Raw genomic sequence first — 16085 nt, forward strand, 5'->3', positions numbered from 1 at the left:
AGCGAGTGGGGGCCGGCCGGGAGGGGCGCGTGAGGCCGTGCGGCCGCGTGCGCCTCCCGGGCCGAGGGACCCCGAGACCCCTCGTTGCTGAGTGAACGCCGGGCTGACGTGGAAGTTAGGTCACACGTCCGGCGGTCCAGACCACGACGGTGCCGCGCCCGGGGAGAACCGGACGAGACGAAAGAAGAGAAGGTGTGCCCCCGGCAGGATTCGAACCTGCGGCACCTGGTACCGGAAACCAGTGCTCTATCCCCTGAGCTACGGAGGCGCTCACGCCGACCAGCGGCGCGGTTCCGAACCCTACAACCAGGCCGGCCCGGCGTCGAAGCCGGGCCGCCACGGGCCCGCGAGACCGTGGTCGGGTCGACCGCCCGACCTCGTTACCCTTGACCGGTGACTCCCGAGCAGCTCTCCGCCACCATCGTCGACGTCCTGTCGGCCCTCGTCGACGAGGGCTCGCTGACCCTCCCCGAGGGCGTCCCGACCAGCGTCACGGTGGAGCGACCCCGGCAGAAGGGGCACGGTGACTACGCCACCAACGTCGCGCTCCAGCTGGCCAAGAGGGCCGGCACCAACCCGCGGGCCCTGGCCGAGCTGGTCGCCGCGCGCCTCGGTGCGGTCGACGGCGTCGGCGAGGTCGAGATCGCCGGGCCGGGCTTCCTCAACATCACCGTGGAGGCCGGTGCTCAGGGCCGTGTCGCCCTCGACGTGCTCGCGGCCGGCGACCGCTACGGCGCGAGCCAGGCCTTCGCCGGCGAGAGGATCAACCTCGAGTTCGTCTCCGCGAACCCCACCGGCCCCATCCACATCGGCGGGGTGCGCTGGGCTGCTGTCGGTGACGCCCTGGGTCGGATCTTCACGATGACCGGTGCCGAGGTCACCCGGGAGTACTACTTCAACGACCACGGAGCGCAGATCGACCGGTTCAGCCGCTCGTTGCTGGCGAGCGCGCAGGGACGGCCCGCGCCCGAGGACGGCTACGGCGGCCAGTACATCCACGACATCGCGGCGGCCGTGGCGGAGCAGCGGCCCGAGGTGCGCGACCTCGACGACGAGAAGGCGCAGGAGGTGTTCCGCGCCGTCGGTGTCGACATGATGTTCGCCGAGATCAAGGCCAGCCTCCACGACTTCGGCGTCGACTTCGACGTCTACTTCCACGAGGACGACCTGCACCGCAGCGGGGCCGTGGAGCGGGCCATCGCGCGGCTCACCGAGATGGGCAACACCTACGAGGCCGACGGCGCCGTCTGGCTGCGCACCGAGCAGTTCGGCGACGACAAGGACCGGGTGATCATCAAGTCCGACGGTCAGGGCGCCTACATCTCCGGTGACCTCGCCTACTACCTCGACAAGCGGGAGCGCGGCTTCGACCGCTGCCTGATCATGCTGGGCGCCGACCACCACGGCTACGTCGGTCGGATGATGGCGATGTGCGCCGCCTTCGGCGACCGGCCGGGGGAGAACCTGGAGATCCTCATCGGCCAGATGGTCAACCTCCTCAAGGAGGGCGAGCCCGTGCGCATGTCGAAGCGGGCCGGCACGGTCATCACGCTGGAGGACCTGGTCGGCGCCATCGGCAAGGACGCCGCGCGCTACGCCCTGGCCCGCTACAGCTCCGACTCCAACATCGACCTCGACCTCGACCTGTGGGCCAAGTCGGGCAACGACAACCCGGTCTACTACGTGCAGTACGTCCACGCGCGCGTCTCGGGGATCCTGCGGAACGCCGCGGCCCTCGGCCTCGAGCCCGGCGACGCGATGCACCTGCTCACCCACGAGCGGGAGGGCGAGCTGCTGCGCGCCCTCGCCGAGCTCCCGCGCGTGGTGGCCAGCGCGGCCGAGCTGCGCGAGCCCCACCGGGTCGCGCGCTACCTGGAGGACACGGCGGGGGTCTACCACCGCTTCTACGACAGCTGCCGGGTGCTGCCGCTCGGCGACGAGGAGCCCAACGACCTGCACCGCGCCCGGCTGGCCCTGGTGGCGGCCACCCGGGTGGTCTTCGCCAACGGCCTCGGCCTGCTCGGCGTGAGCGCCCCGGAGCGGATGTGAGGGCGCACGAGGCCGGCTGGGCCCACGCCGAGGGGCCCCGCGGTCCCTCGTGGCTGCGCGAGCCCAGCGACCCCAACGACCTGGTCACCCACCTCTGGTCGACCACCGCGCGCAAGAGCGACGGCGTGCTGGAGGTCGGTGGCGTCGCGATGAGCGACCTCGTGGCCGAGCACGGGTCCCCGGCGTACGTGCTGGACGAGGCCGACTTCCGTGGCCGGGCCCGGGCATTCCGCGACGCCTTCGCCGACTACGACGTCTTCTACGCCGGCAAGGCCTTCCTCAGCATCGCCGCCGCGCGCTGGATCGCCGAGGAGGGCCTCGGCCTCGACGTCTGCTCGGGCGGCGAGCTGAGCGTCGCCGAGCGCGCCGGCTTCCCGATGGCGCGTGTCGAGCTGCACGGCAACAACAAGACCGTCGGCGAGCTGGAGCGCGCCGTGCGCCTGGGCGTGGGCCGGGTCGTCGTGGACTCCTTCGACGAGATCGAGCGGCTGGCGGCGGTCGTGGCCCGCGAGGGACGGCCGGCGCGCGTGATGGTCCGGGTGACGGCGGGCGTGGAGGCCCACACCCACGAGTACATCGCCACGGCCCACGAGGACCAGAAGTTCGGCTTCTCCATCACCTCCGGTGACGCGCTGGAGGCGGTGCGCCGCGTGCTCGACGCCCCCGGGCTCGAGGTCCTCGGCCTGCACTCCCACATCGGCTCGCAGATCTTCGACTCCGCCGGCTTCGAGGTCGCGGCCAAGCGGGTGCTGGCCCTGCACGCCCGGGTCGCGACCGAGCTCGGCGCGACGATGCCGCAGATGGACCTCGGCGGGGGCTTCGGCATCGCCTACACGACGCAGGACGACCCGGCCGAGCCCGCACGCCTGGCCGCGGAGATGTCGGCGATCGTGGCCCACGAGTGCCGCGCGCTGGGGATCGCCGAGCCCCACCTGTCGATCGAGCCCGGCCGGGCCATCGCGGGCCCCGCGATGTGCACCGTCTACGAGGTCGGCACGGTCAAGGCGGTGCGGCTCGACGGGGGAGCGGTGCGCACCTACGTCTCGGTCGACGGCGGCATGAGCGACAACATCCGCACGGCGCTCTACGACGCCGACTACTCCTGCACGCTCGCCTCGCGCGTCTCCGACGCCCCGCCCGTGCTCGCCCGTGTCGTCGGCAAGCACTGCGAGGCCGGCGACATCGTGGTCAAGGACGAGTTCCTGCCCGGCGACGTCGCCCCCGGCGACCTGCTGGCCGTGCCCGGCACCGGCGCCTACTGCCGGTCGATGGCCTCCAACTACAACCACGCGCTCCGCCCGCCCGTGATCGCGGTGCGGGACGGGGTCGCGCGCGTCGTCGTACGACGCGAGACTGAGGACGATCTGTTGGCAACCGACGTGGGTGGTCTCGAGTGAAGGAGAGCGACAAGTCGCTCGGTGTGGCGGTGCTGGGCTGCGGCTCGGTCGGGTCGCAGGTGGTGCGGCTGCTCCAGGAGCAGGCGGGCGACCTCGCGGCGCGCGTGGGCGCCCCGGTGGAGCTGGTGGGGGTCGCCGTACGGCGCCTCGACGCGGCGCGCGAGGTCGAGGTGCCCGAGGGGCTCCTGACCACCGACGCCGCGGCGCTGGTGGCCCGTGACGACGTCGACCTCGTGGTCGAGGTCATCGGCGGCATCGAGCCGGCCCGGGGCCTGATCCTCAGCGCCCTGGAGCACGGCGCGAGCGTGGTCACCGCCAACAAGGCCCTGCTGGCCGAGGACGGACCGACCCTCTTCGAGGCCGCCGAGAAGGCCGGCCGCGACATCTACTACGAGGCCGCGGTGGCCGGGGCGATCCCGATCCTGCGCCCGCTGCGGGAGTCGCTGGCCGGTGACACGGTCACCCGGGTGCTCGGCATCGTCAACGGCACGACCAACTTCATCCTCGACAAGATGGACACCTCGGGCGCCGGCTTCGGCGACGCCCTCCAGGAGGCCCAGGACCTCGGCTACGCCGAGGCCGACCCCACCGCCGACGTCGAGGGCTTCGACGCCGCGGCCAAGGCCGCGATCCTGGCCTCCCTGGCCTTCCACTCCCGTGTCACCGCCTCCGACGTGCACCGCGAGGGCATCTCCGAGGTGACCGCGGCCGACGTCGCCTCGGCGCGCGACATGGACAGCGTGGTCAAGCTGCTGGCGATCTGCGAGCTGCGCCCGGGTGCCGACGGCGGCGAGGACGCCGTGGCGGTGCGCGTGCACCCGGCCATGATCCCGCGCTCCCACCCGCTGGCCTCGGTGCGCGAGGCCTACAACGCGGTCTTCGTGGAGTCCGAGGCCGCGGGCCAGCTGATGTTCTACGGCCCTGGCGCCGGCGGGTCGCCGACCGCGTCGGCGGTGCTCGGCGACCTCGTGACCGTCGCCCGCAACCGCCTCGCCGGCACCCGCGGCGCCGGGGAGTCGGCCTACGCCGCGCGCGCCGTGCTGTCGATGGGCGAGAGCCGCACCCGCTACCACGTGGCGATCGACGTCGACGACCGCGCCGGCGTGCTCGCCACGGTCGCGCTGGCCTTCGCCGAGCACGACGTGTCGATCCAGACCGTGCGCCAGGAGGGTCGCGGCGACGACGCCCAGCTGGTCGTGGTGTCCCACGAGGCCACCGACGCCCAGCTCAGCGCCACCGTGGCGCACCTGAGGACCATGGACATCGTGCGTGACGTCACCTCCGTCATGCGTGTCGAAGGAGTTGCGGAATGACGACCACGGCCCCCAGGACCCCGGTCCGCACCCACCAGTGGCGCGGGGTGATCGAGGAGTACCGCGACCTGCTCGACCTCCCCGAGGGCACCCCGGCGGTGACCCTGCGCGAGGGCGGCACGCCCCTGGTCCACTCCGGCTGGCTCTCCGGCCTCACCGGCGCCGAGGTCCACCTCAAGGTCGAGGGCGACAACCCCACGGGGTCCTTCAAGGACCGTGGCATGACCGCCGCGATCTCGGTGGCCAAGCACCAGGGCGCCGAGGCCGTGGTCTGCGCCTCGACCGGCAACACCTCGGCCTCGATGGCCGCCTACGCCGCCAAGGCCGGCCTCAAGCCGCTCGTGCTCGTGCCCGAGGGCAAGATCGCCGCCGGCAAGATGGCCCAGGCCATCCTCCACGGCGCGCAGGTCATCATGGTGCGCGGCAACTTCGACGACTGCCTGGCCATCGCCCAGGGGCTGGCGAAGGACTACCCCGTCGCCCTGGTCAACTCCGTCAACCCGGTGCGCCTCGAGGGCCAGAAGACCGCGGCCTTCGAGATCGTCGACTTCCTCGGCGACGCCCCCGACTACCACCTGCTGCCGGTCGGCAACGCCGGCAACATCTCCGCCTACTGGCTCGGCTACCGCCAGTACGCCGAGCAGGGCGTCGCCACCCGCCGCCCGGTCATGCGCGGCTTCCAGGCCGAGGGCGCGAGCCCCCTGGTGACCGGGTCGCCGTTCCCGGCCCCCGAGACGAAGGCGACCGCGATCCGCATCGGCAACCCCGCGTCCTGGCACCTCGCGGTCGCCGCGGCCGAGGAGTCGGGCGGTCGTTTCGCCGCGGTGAGCGACGAGCAGATCCTGGCCGCCCAGCGGCTGCTGGCCACCCACGACGGCGTCTTCGTCGAGCCGGCCTCGGCGGCCGGCGTGGCCGGTCTGCTGCAGGAGCTCGAGGCGGGGGAGTCCTACGCGGGTGCGACGGTAGTCGTCACCGTGACCGGCCACGGGCTCAAGGACACCGCGACGGCCCTCGAGGGTGTGGGTCCGCTGGTCGACACCGTGGTCGACGCCGACGTCTCCTCGGCGGCGCAGGCCGCCGGCCTGGCCTGAGGGCGGCGTGACCCGCTTCGTCGACGGGCCCGTGCACGTCTCGGTGCCGGCCACCTCGGCCAACCTCGGCCCCGGCTTCGACTCCCTCGGCCTCGCGCTCGACCTGCGCGACGAGCTCAGCGCCGAGGTCGTGGCCTCGGGTCTGGAGGTGGTCGTCGAGGGCATGGGCGCGGCCGACGTGCCGCGCGACGAGACCCACCTGGTGGTGCGCTCGATGCGGGCCGCGCTCGGCCTCATGGGCGCCGAGCCGCCGGGGCTGCGCCTGACCTGCCGCAACGTCGTGCCCCACGCCCGCGGTCTCGGCTCCTCCTCGGCCGCCATCGTGGCGGGCGTCAGCCTGGCCCGCGCGCTGGTGGCCGGCGGCTCCCTGCTGCTCGACGACGACGCGCTCTTCCGTCTCGCCGCCGAGATCGAGGGCCATCCCGACAACGTCGCCCCGGCCTTCTACGGCGGCTTCGTGATCTCCGGTCACGACGACGAGGGGTTCTACGCCGTCACCTCGCCGGTCGACCCGCGGGTCGGCGCGGTGGTGCTCGTGCCGCCGACCCCGCTGTCGACCGAGGTCGCCCGGGGCCTGCTGCCCGCCGAGGTGCCCCACGCCGACGCCGCCGCCGACGCAGGGCGCACGGCGCTCCTGGTCGCCGCGCTGGCCAGCCAGCCCGAGCAGCTGCTGCGGGCCACGCGCGACTACCTGCACCAGGACTACCGCCGGCCCGCCATGCCCGACTCGGTGGCGCTCGTCGACGCCCTGCGCGCCGACGGCGTGCCCGCGGTGGTCTCCGGCGCCGGGCCGACCGTGCTCGCCTTCGCGGAGGCGGGCCGCCCGGCCGCGGTGCGTGCCGTGCTCGACCGCGCGCCGCGCGGGTGGGAGGCGTCCTACGTCGCGGTGGACCGTGACGGGGTCCGCGTCTCCTGATCCCCGGCCCCGCGGGGCCGACGCGGTGCTACATTGACCGCACGCCGCAGCTCTCTCGGCCGGCACCGGGGGCATCGCCCCCAGCCTGCTCGGCCTCTCGGGCGCGGAACCTCCCCCGATCCCCGTCCTCACCGGCGGATCGTCCGCACGACCGGATCCCGGCCGTCGGACGCCCCACGGGGGAGCCAGACCCTCGGTCGCCGGCCTCTCCGCGCCCGGCCGAGGACCCCGCATCGATACGTGGCAAGGACCTTCACGTGACGGACACCCCGGACCCCACCTCGCCCGCGCCCGCAGGTGGCGACGCCCCCCGCAAGCGCGGAGGTGGGCTCAACTCCATGCTGCTCGCCGACCTCAAGGCGCTGGCGGCCGGCATGGGCGTCGCCGGCGCGGGCGGGATGCGCAAGGCGCAGCTCGTCGACGCGATCCGCTCGGCCCAGTCGGCCCAGTCGGCCGGTGCGGCCGGCCCGGCGGCGGACGCTCCCGCCCAGACCCCGCCGCGCGCCACGCGCTCGCGGCGTACGGCGGGCGCCGGCGAGACGGCCGCCCCGTCGGACGGCGCACCGGCCGCCGGCGGGTCGACCGACGGCGCGGCCGCCGACCCGGCGCCGGTCGCGGCCGCCGAGGCCGGCCCGGGCGGCACGACCCAGGTGCGCCAGGAGAGCCGCTCGGCCCGGGTGCGCGAGCGGCGTGCCGAGCGCGCCGCGACCGGGGCGGCCGACCAGCCGGCCCCGGACGCCCCGGCCGCGCGGGAGCAGGACCGCCAGGAGGACCGCCAGCAGGACCGTCAGCAGCGCGGTCAGGACAAGCAGGCGGGCCGCGGTCAGCAGGACCAGGACCAGCAGAGCAGGGACCAGCAGGGCAAGCAGTCCGGCAAGGGTCAGCAGGACCAGCGAGCCAAGGACCAGCACGGCAAGGACCAGCAGGGCAAGGACCAGCAGGGCCAGGCCGGCAACGACCAGGGCGGCAAGGACCGCCAGCAGGACCGCCAGCAGGACCGCCAGCAAGGCAGGGAGCAGCGCGGCCAGAGCGGCCACGACCAGGGCGCCAAGGACCAGGGCGGCAAGGACCAGGGCGGCCAGAACCGCGACGGCCAGAACCGCGACGGCCAGAACCGCGACGGCCAGAACCGCGACGGCCAGGGCGCCGAGCAGCAGGACGACGAGGGCGGCACCGGGCGCAACCGCCGCCGCCGGGGACGTGACCGCGAGCGGGGTCCGCGCGCGGCGGGCGGCGGGCGCAACGAGCCCGACACCCAGGTGCTCGACGACGACGTGCTCGTGCCGGCGGCCGGCATCCTCGACGTGCTCGACAACTACGCCTTCGTCCGCACGAGCGGTTACCTGCCGGGCACCGACGACGTCTACGTGTCGCTGTCGATGGTCCGCAAGTTCGGGCTGCGACGCGGTGACGCGCTCGTCGGGCAGGTGCGCCAGCCCCGCGAGGGCGAGCGCAAGGAGAAGTTCAACCCGATGGTGCGCATCGACTCCGTCAACGGCGCCGAGCCCGACACGGCCCGCCACCGCGTGGAGTTCGCGGCGCTGACGCCGGTGCACCCCGAGGAGCGGCTCCGGCTCGAGACCGGCCGTGCCGACGTCGTGGGCCGTGCCCTCGACCTCACCGCCCCGCTGGGCAAGGGGCAGCGGGCGCTGCTCGCGGCCCCGGGCCGCGCCGGCCGCACGACGGTGCTGCAGTCGGTGGCGCGCTCGGTGAGCACCAACAACCCCGAGTGCCACCTGATGGTCGTGCTCGTCGACGAGCGTCCCGAGGAGGTCACCGACTTCGAGCGGTCGGTGAAGGGCGAGGTCATCGCCTCGACCTACGACCGCCCGCCGAGCGACCACACGATGGTCGCCGAGCTCGCGATCGAGCGGGCCAAGCGGCTCGTCGAGCTCGGCCACGACGTCGTGGTCCTGCTCGACGGACTGACCAGGCTGGGGCGCGCCTACAACCTCTCGCTGCCCTCGAGCGGGCGGGTGCTGCCCGGTGGCGTCGACGCCGCCGCGCTGCACCCCACGACGCGGTTCTTCGGCGCCGCCCGCAACGTCGAGGACGGCGGCTCCCTCACGATCCTCGCCACGGCGGTCGTGGAGAGCGGCTCCCCGATCGACGAGCTGATCTTCGAGGAGCTGGCCGGCACGGCCAACGCCGAGATCCGGCTGCGCACCGACCTGGCCGACAAGCGGCTGCTCCCTGCGGTCGACGCGGCGCGGTCGGGCACGCGGCGCGAGGAGCTGCTCATGGGCGCCGAGGAGGTCGACATCGTGTGGGCCCTGCGTCACGAGCTGGCCGCCCTCGAGCCGCAGGCCGCCCAGGAGCTGCTGCTGGAGCGGCTGCGGGGCACCTCGACCAACATCGAGCTGCTCATGCAGGTCCAGCGCACCGCCGCTGCGGCTCCCACCGGTCGCGGCCGGGCCTGAGCGCCCGCGGCCGCTGGTCCGGGCCGTCACCGGTCCGGACCAGCGGCCCCGTGTGGCCGGGGGAGGGACGTTCCGGCGCGCGCCGGGCCGGGGACGGCTACGCTGGCGGCTCCCCTCGACCCGTCCTGCCGTGCAACTCCCGAAAGGCTGACCACGTGGCCCGCATCCTGGTGGCCGACGACGACGTCGACATCCGAGAGCTCGTCGAGTTCAAGCTGAGCATGCTCGGTCACGAGATCACCGCCGTCGGTGACGGCGCGGCCGCGGTGGCCGCCTGCCAGGCCTCGCGCCCCGACCTCGCCGTGCTCGACGTCATGATGCCGGGGGTCTCGGGCCTCGACGCGATCAAGTCCATCCGGGCCGACCCGTCGCTGGCCGACCTGCCCGTCATCCTGCTGACCGCCCGGGCGCAGGAGTCCGACGTCGAGTCGGGCTTCGACTCCGGTGCCGACGACTACATCACCAAGCCCTTCAGCCCGCGCGAGCTGGCGTCGCGTGTGGAGGCCCTGCTCACCCGCACCCGATGAGGCGGAGCGGGGCGCACGCCGCGAGCGTCGAGGACCTCGTCGGCCTGGTGGTGCGCCGGCTGCTGGTCGTCGTGGTGGCCCTGGCCGTCGTCGCGGTGGGCGGGATGCTGCTGGCCGCCCAGGCGGTCTCGCGCGTGACCTCGGAGGTGACTCCCGCGGCGGAGTCCCACCAGGAGGTGCTCCAGGACCTCACCGACCTGGAGTCCGCGGTCGGTGCGTGGGCGCGCAGCGGCGACGCGGCGGCGCTGGAGGACTACCGCGAGGCCGCCGCACGCCTGCCCGGCCACGAGCGGGACGTCGCCGACTTCGCGGCCTCCGAGCCCGACCTCCAGCCGCTCCTGGCCTCGGAGCTCGAGGCCGGGCAGCGCTGGCTGGACCAGTACGCCGACCCGCGCGCCGCCGCCCCCGGCGGACCCGAGACCTTCGACCCCGCGCGCTTCGCCCTGGGCCAGGACCTCTTCTCCCGCTACCGCGCGGAGCACGCCGTCACCGCGCGGGCCTTCGACGACCTCACCGCGCAGGCCCGCACCCGGGCCTGGTGGCTGGTGGGCGCGACCATCGCGGCGACCCTGCTCCTCACCGCCCTGGCCGGACTGGTGGTGACGCGCGCGCGCCGTGACCTGCGCCGCGACCTCTCCCGGCCGCTGCAGGACCTCGAGACGGTCGTGCAGGACATGGCCGCGGGTCGCCTCGAGGTGCGGGCCGGCGACGGCGGCACCCGCGAGGTCCGCGCCGTCGCGGCGGCGCTCAACGAGCTCGCCGACGCCCAGGCCCGGGCGCGGGCCGTGGAGGCCCACATCCACGACGAGCTGCGCGAGCTCGACACGGCGCGCGAGGACTTCGTCTCCAACGTCTCCCACGAGCTGCGCACGCCGCTGACGACGATCAGCGGCTACCTGGAGATGGTGGCCGAGGAGTTCGAGGACGCGATGGGCCCCCGTCACCAGCGCATGCTGGAGGCGACCACGCGCAACGTCGCCCGCCTGCGGCTGCTGATCGACGACCTGCTCACGCTGTCGCGGGCCGAGGCCCGCAGCACGAGCCTCGAGCAGGGCGACGTGCGCCTGCTGCTGCGCGACGTGCTCACCGACGTGGCCATCACGGCGGCCGGTCGCGACCTGAGGGTGGAGGTCGAGGAGCCCGAGGACCCGCTGTGGGTGCTGATGGACCGCGCGATGCTGGCGCGGGCCTTCCTCAACGTGATCGGCAATGCCGTGAAGTTCAGCCGGCCGGGCTCGGTGGTGACGGTGGCGGCCGGCGCGCACGAGGCCATGGTGCGGGTGACGGTGAGCGACAGCGGCATCGGCATCCCCGCCGACGAGGTCGACCAGCTGGGAGGCCGCTTCTTCCGCGCCTCCAACGCCGTCGACAACGAGATCGCCGGCACCGGCCTCGGGCTGCGCATCGTGCAGACCATCGTCGACAAGCACGGCGGCGACGTGCGGATCACCTCGGAGGAGGGGCGCGGCACCACGGTGGTGGTGCGCCTGCCCGAGCGCTCGGCGCGACAGGGAATTGGGACGCCGGGCCCGACGTTGGCACAATGACCACCTGGCACCGGTTCACGTCCGCGCATCCCGCGCCGACGACCCGGCGCCCTCCCGGAGACGGGAACAGGAGATGAGGACAGCATGAAGAGCGACATCCACCCGACCTACGTGGACACCCAGGTCACCTGCACCTGCGGCGCCCAGTTCACGACCCGCAGCACCAAGGAGTCCGGCGAGATCCGCGCCGACGTGTGCTCGCAGTGCCACCCCTTCTACACCGGCAAGCAGAAGATCCTCGACACCGGCGGCCGCGTCGCCCGCTTCGAGGCCCGCTACGCCAAGGCTGCCAAGAAGTAGTCCTCCTCGAGCGCCGGTCCCCGTCCACCGTGACGGGGGCCGGCGCTCGTGTCGTACCACCAGGTTCTCCGACCCACGCCGCACCAGCACCGCTCACAGCACCCGGGAGGCTCCGTGTTCGAGGCAGTCGAGGGCATGCTCGGCGAGCACGCCGAGCTCGAGCGCCGGCTCGCCGCGCCCGAGACCCACGCCGACGCCCGGCTGGCCAAGCGCCTCAACCAGCGCTACGCCGCCCTGTCCTCGGTCATCGCCGCCTGGCGAGAGTGGACCGGTCTGGGCGAGGACGCCGAGGCGGCCCGCGAGCTCGGCGCCGAGGACCCCGCCTTCGCGGCGGAGGCCGAGGAGCTCCTGGCCCGCCGCGTCGTGGCCGAGGAGCGGCTGCGCCGGCTGCTGGTGCCCCGCGACGCCGCCGACGACAAGGACGCCCTGCTGGAGGTGAAGTCCGGCGAGGGCGGCGAGGAGTCGGCGCTATTCGCCGGCGACCTGCTGCGGATGTACACCCGCTACGCCGAGACCCGTGGCTGGGCGCTGGAGGTCCTCGACGCCACCGAGTCCGACCTGGGCGGCTACAAGTCGGTCACCGTCGCGGTGAAGGCCAAGGGCACCCCGGAGCCGGGGGAGGCGCCCTACGCCCTGCTGAAGTTCGAGGGCGGGGTGCACCGCGTCCAGCGGGTGCCGGTGACCGAGTCGCAGGGGCGGGTCCACACCAGCGCCGCCGGGGTGCTCGTGCTCCCCGAGGCCGAGCAGGTCGACGTGCAGCTCGACGACAACGACCTGCGCATCGACGTCTTCCGCAGCAGCGGCCCGGGCGGCCAGAGCGTCAACACCACCGACTCCGCGGTGCGCATCACCCACGTGCCGAGCGGCATCGTGGCCAGCTGCCAGAACGAGAAGTCGCAGCTGCAGAACAAGGAGCAGGCGCTGCGCATCCTGCGGGCCCGGCTGCTGGCCGTGGCCCAGGAGGCGGCCGACGCCGAGGCCAGCGACGCCCGTCGCAGCCAGGTCCGCACCGTCGACCGCTCCGAGCGGATCCGCACCTACAACTACCCCGAGAACCGCATCTCCGACCACCGCACCGGCTACAAGTCCTACAACCTCGACCAGGTGCTCGACGGCGCCCTCGAGCCCGTCATCGCCTCCAGCGTCGAGGCCGACCTGGCCGCGCGGCTCGCCGCGCTCGAGGACTGAGATGACCAGCGCCGGCCCCGGGCCCGACCGGGCGCGCCGCGAGGTGCTCGCCGCGGCCTGCACGCGCCTGCGCGAGGCGGGGGTCGCCTCGCCCGAGCACGACGCCGACGCCTTGCTGGCGCACGTGCTGGGCACCACGCGCGGCCGGCTGGTGCTCGTCGACCGGGTCGGTGGCCCGGCCCTGGCGGCGTACGACGCCCTGGTGGCGCGCCGCGCCTCGCGCGAGCCGCTGCAGCACCTCACCGGCACAGCGGCGTTCCGCCACGTCGAGCTGGCCGTCGGCCCCGGGGTCTTCGTGCCCCGCCCGGAGACCGAGCTGCTGGCCGGGTGGGCGGTCGACGCCGCCCGCGCGGTGCTGGCGCAGGGCCGTGAGCCCGTGGTGGTCGACCTCTGCACGGGCTCCGGCGCCATCGCCCGCGCGCTGGCCGACGAGGTGCCCGGCGCGCGGGTGCACGCCGTGGAGCTCGACGAGGGCGCCCACGCCTGGGCGGAGCGCAACCTGTCGGGCACCGGGGTGGAGCTGCGCCGCGGCGACATGGCCACGGCCTTCGAGGACCTGCGGGGCACCGTCGACGTGATCAGCTGCAACCCGCCCTACGTGCCGCTGGAGGCGTGGGAGTCGGTGGCCCCCGAGGCCCGCGACCACGACCCCCACCTGGCGCTCTTCTCCGGCGACGACGGGCTCGACGCGATGCGCGTGCTCGCGGTGCGGGCGGCCCAGCTGCTGCGCTCCGGTGGCGTCGTGGGCGCCGAGCACGCCGACGTGCAGGGGGAGTCCGCGCCGGCCGTCTTCGTGGCCGCCGGGCGGTGGGCCGACGTGCGTGACCACACCGACCTGGCAGGGCGTGCGCGCTTCACGACCGCGAGACTGGCACGATGAGCGGCGATGACTGACAAGCTGCGCTACGCCACCACCACCGACGAGGAGCGCGAGGAGGCCGTCGAGGCCGCGACCCTCGCCGTCCAGCGCGGCCTGCTGGTCGTGCTGCCCACCGACACCGTCTACGGCATCGCCGCCGACGCCTTCGACCCGGCCGCGGTCCGTGAGCTGCTGGCCGCCAAGGGGCGGGGTCGCGAGATGCCCCCGCCGGTGCTGGTCAGCTCGGCGACGACGATCGACGCGCTGGCCACCAAGATCCCCGGCTACGCCCGCGCCCTCGTCGAGGCCTTCTGGCCCGGACCGCTCACCCTGGTGTGCCACCAGCAGGGCTCCCTGCAGTGGGACCTCGGTGACACCCGGGCCACCGTCGCGCTGCGCATGCCCGACCACGAGCTGACGCGGGAGGTGCTCGAGCGCACCGGCCCGCTGGCCGTCAGCTCGGCCAACAAGACGGGGATGCCCGCGGCCACCGACGCCGACCAGGCCGAGGAGATGCTCGGTGAGGACGTCGCCGTCATCGTCGACGCGGGGGAGTCCCCGGTGGGGGAGAGCTCCACGATCGTCGACGTCACCGGCGCCCAGGGTCGGGTGCTCCGGCTCGGCGCCCTCTCGCTGGAGCAGCTCAACGAGGTGCTCGAGCCGCTCGGTGCGACCCTGACCCACGGGGACTGACGAGAGCCGTGCGCGAGTACGTCCTGGTCTTCCTGGTCGCCGCTGCGGTCACCTACCTGCTCACCGTCATCGCCCGCGAGATCGCCCTGCGCACGGGCGCCGTCGCCCGGGTGCGCGACCGCGACGTCCACGACGAGCCGATCCCCTACCTCGGGGGGCTGGCCATGCTCGGGGGCCTCGTCGCGGCCTACCTGGTGGCGCGCGAGCTGCCGTTCCTCTCCGCGAGCGGCGCCTTCGTCTTCCGCGACGCCGGCATCGTGCTCATCGCCGGCGCGCTGATCTGCGCCGTCGGCGTCCTCGACGACCTCTTCGAGCTCGACGCGCTCACCAAGCTCGGCGGCCAGGTGCTCGCCGCCGGCTTCCTCATCGCCTTCGGCGTGCAGTTCTACTTCTTCCCGACCACCGACGGCACCGTGTTCTCCCTCGACCCCGCCCAGGGGGCGCTGCTCACCGGCTTCGTGGTGGTGGCGACCGTCAACGCGGTCAACTTCGTCGACGGCCTCGACGGGCTGGCCGCCGGCGTGGTGGGCATCGGGGCGCTGGCCTTCTTCGCCTTCTGCTACCAGCTCACGGTGGCCAACAACGCGCCTCGCGCCACGACGGCGGCCCTGCTGGCCGTGGCCCTGGCGGGCGCGTGCGCCGGCTTCCTGCCCCACAACTTCAACCCTGCCCGCCTCTTCATGGGCGACAGCGGGTCGATGCTCATCGGGCTGGTCCTGTCGGCCTCCGCGGTCACCCTCACCGGCCAGTTCGCCGGCGCCGACATCTCCCAGGGCGCCTCGGGCGGTCAGGCCAGCCTGTTGCCGACCCTGCTGCCGCTGCTGCTGCCGATCTCCATCCTCGTCATCCCGCTGCTCGACCTGGTGCTGGCGGTGGTGCGCCGCACCCGGGCCGGCCGCTCTCCCTTCGCCCCCGACAAGCAGCACCTGCACCACCGGCTGCTGGAGATCGGGCACTCGCAGCGGCGCGCGGTCTTCATCATGTGGCTCTGGGCCGCGCTGGTCGCCTTCGGCACCGTGCTGGCCAGCCTCTACACCGGCGCCTGGGTGCTGGTCGTGCTCCTCGTCGCCACCGCCGCCACCGCGGGTCTGACCTTCCTCCTGCCCCGTGTGCACCGTCCGGCCGGCGTCACAGACCCCGTCTGACCTGCGGTTTGGGTCCGCGGGGAGGCCTTGTGATAGTTTTCACGAGCGCGGTCACGATCGTGCAGAACGCCTCTCGACCCCCGCTCCCGCCCCCAGAGAACGGCCGCCGACGATGACGACCGAGTCGCAGCAGGACCCGCGCACCAGCGTGGCCCCCGTGCTCCTCGGAGGCGCGGCGGTCTCGGTGGGAGCCGGCCTGGTCCTGGCCGGCCTGGGTGCCGTCGTCTCCGGGGCCCCGGCGGCCTACGGCGCCGCCGTGGGTGCCGGGCTCGTCGTCGTGGTCTTCGCACTCGGCTCGTTGGCCGTCGACGCGGTGGCCACCGTCGCGCCCGGTCTCGCCCTCGTGGTGGCGCTCACGACGTACCTGCTGCAGGTCGTCCTGACCGGTGTCGGCTTCCTCGCCCTCGACCGCAGCGGCGCGTTGGGGGAGACCCTGGCCGCCGGCTGGGTCGCAGCGGGTGCCGTCGTCGGGACCCTGTCGTGGGTGGTCCTCCAGATCGCCCTCACCACCCGGCTGCGGATCCCCGCCTACGCCCTCACCGCAGAGGCGCCGCCCGGCACCGACGACCACCGGACGCCCGCGTCCGGTGCGGCCCGGGCGGGTGATCGCTGACCCATGGCGGCTGCTATTGTCCGACGC

General features: G+C 74.1%; 14 protein-coding genes and 1 tRNA gene. 14 read left to right on the forward strand and 1 reads right to left on the reverse strand.

What is annotated here, in order from left to right:
* Positions 1-195: 195 nt before the first annotated feature.
* Positions 196-268 (reverse strand) — tRNA-Arg (locus ASF47_RS11500).
* Positions 269-393: 125 nt separating this feature from the next.
* On the opposite strand from ASF47_RS11500, the gene argS reads away from it, so the two are divergent.
* The 14 genes from argS (at position 394) to ASF47_RS11570 (ending at position 16058) form a co-directional block, all read left to right on the forward strand.
* Complete coding sequence (argS, locus tag ASF47_RS11505) at positions 394-2049, forward strand: arginine--tRNA ligase (protein WP_056864107.1); 1656 nt, start codon at positions 394-396, stop codon at positions 2047-2049.
* Positions 2046-3446 carry a diaminopimelate decarboxylase gene (gene lysA / locus ASF47_RS11510; RefSeq protein WP_056864108.1) on the forward strand — a complete coding sequence of 467 codons (1401 nt, stop codon included), beginning with the start codon at positions 2046-2048 and terminating at the stop codon, positions 3444-3446. The genes argS and lysA overlap by 4 nt, the downstream gene beginning before the upstream one ends.
* Positions 3443-4759 carry a homoserine dehydrogenase gene (locus ASF47_RS11515; protein WP_056864109.1) on the forward strand — a complete coding sequence of 439 codons (1317 nt, stop codon included), beginning with the start codon at positions 3443-3445 and terminating at the stop codon, positions 4757-4759. Before lysA ends, ASF47_RS11515 begins: the two co-directional genes overlap by 4 nt.
* Positions 4756-5850, forward strand: coding sequence for a threonine synthase (thrC, locus tag ASF47_RS11520; RefSeq protein ID WP_056864110.1), 1095 nt, complete (start codon positions 4756-4758; stop codon positions 5848-5850). Before ASF47_RS11515 ends, thrC begins: the two co-directional genes overlap by 4 nt.
* A gap of 7 nt (positions 5851-5857) precedes the next feature.
* Positions 5858-6766, forward strand: a complete 909-nt coding sequence (thrB, locus tag ASF47_RS11525; protein WP_056864111.1) for a homoserine kinase — start codon at positions 5858-5860, stop codon at positions 6764-6766.
* Between the two features lie 257 nt (positions 6767-7023).
* Entirely contained in the window at positions 7024-9186 is a 2163-nt protein-coding gene (gene rho, locus ASF47_RS11530) for a transcription termination factor Rho (protein WP_056864112.1), read from the forward strand.
* Between the two features lie 155 nt (positions 9187-9341).
* Complete coding sequence (locus ASF47_RS11535) at positions 9342-9713, forward strand: response regulator transcription factor (RefSeq protein WP_082500230.1); 372 nt, start codon at positions 9342-9344, stop codon at positions 9711-9713.
* On the forward strand, positions 9710-11260 hold the full coding sequence (locus ASF47_RS11540) for a sensor histidine kinase (RefSeq protein ID WP_056864113.1): 1551 nt from the start codon (positions 9710-9712) through the stop codon (positions 11258-11260). The genes ASF47_RS11535 and ASF47_RS11540 overlap by 4 nt, the downstream gene beginning before the upstream one ends.
* Before the next feature lie 84 nt (positions 11261-11344).
* The gene (rpmE, locus tag ASF47_RS11545; RefSeq protein WP_056864114.1) at positions 11345-11560 is read left to right on the forward strand and encodes a 50S ribosomal protein L31; all 216 of its coding nucleotides are present in this window, start codon (positions 11345-11347) and stop codon (positions 11558-11560) included.
* Positions 11561-11674: 114 nt separating this feature from the next.
* Positions 11675-12748 carry a peptide chain release factor 1 gene (gene prfA, locus ASF47_RS11550; protein WP_056864115.1) on the forward strand — a complete coding sequence of 358 codons (1074 nt, stop codon included), beginning with the start codon at positions 11675-11677 and terminating at the stop codon, positions 12746-12748.
* A 1-nt stretch (position 12749) separates the two neighbouring features.
* A complete protein-coding gene (gene prmC / locus ASF47_RS11555; RefSeq protein ID WP_056864116.1) occupies positions 12750-13628 on the forward strand; it encodes a peptide chain release factor N(5)-glutamine methyltransferase in 879 nt (292 codons plus the stop codon).
* A 6-nt stretch (positions 13629-13634) separates the two neighbouring features.
* The gene (locus ASF47_RS11560; RefSeq protein ID WP_056864117.1) at positions 13635-14300 is read left to right on the forward strand and encodes an L-threonylcarbamoyladenylate synthase; all 666 of its coding nucleotides are present in this window, start codon (positions 13635-13637) and stop codon (positions 14298-14300) included.
* Between the two features lie 8 nt (positions 14301-14308).
* A complete protein-coding gene (locus ASF47_RS11565; protein WP_056864118.1) occupies positions 14309-15445 on the forward strand; it encodes a glycosyltransferase family 4 protein in 1137 nt (378 codons plus the stop codon).
* A gap of 112 nt (positions 15446-15557) precedes the next feature.
* Positions 15558-16058, forward strand: coding sequence for a hypothetical protein (locus tag ASF47_RS11570; protein WP_056864119.1), 501 nt, complete (start codon positions 15558-15560; stop codon positions 16056-16058).
* Positions 16059-16085 lie beyond the last annotated feature (27 nt).

It is taken from the genome of Nocardioides sp. Leaf285 (assembly GCF_001422955.1).
Taxonomy (GTDB): Bacteria; Actinomycetota; Actinomycetes; order Propionibacteriales; family Nocardioidaceae; genus Nocardioides; species Nocardioides kribbensis.

Coding starts and splice junctions, on each gene's coding strand:
- thrC (WP_056864110.1), top strand. CDS start 4,756: ATGACGACCACGGCCCCCAGGACCCCGGTCCGCACCCACCAGTGGCGC.
- ASF47_RS11540 (WP_056864113.1), top strand. CDS start 9,710: ATGAGGCGGAGCGGGGCGCACGCCGCGAGCGTCGAGGACCTCGTCGGC.
- prmC (WP_056864116.1), top strand. CDS start 12,750: ATGACCAGCGCCGGCCCCGGGCCCGACCGGGCGCGCCGCGAGGTGCTC.
- rpmE (WP_056864114.1), top strand. CDS start 11,345: ATGAAGAGCGACATCCACCCGACCTACGTGGACACCCAGGTCACCTGC.
- ASF47_RS11570 (WP_056864119.1), top strand. CDS start 15,558: ATGACGACCGAGTCGCAGCAGGACCCGCGCACCAGCGTGGCCCCCGTG.
- ASF47_RS11560 (WP_056864117.1), top strand. CDS start 13,635: ATGACTGACAAGCTGCGCTACGCCACCACCACCGACGAGGAGCGCGAG.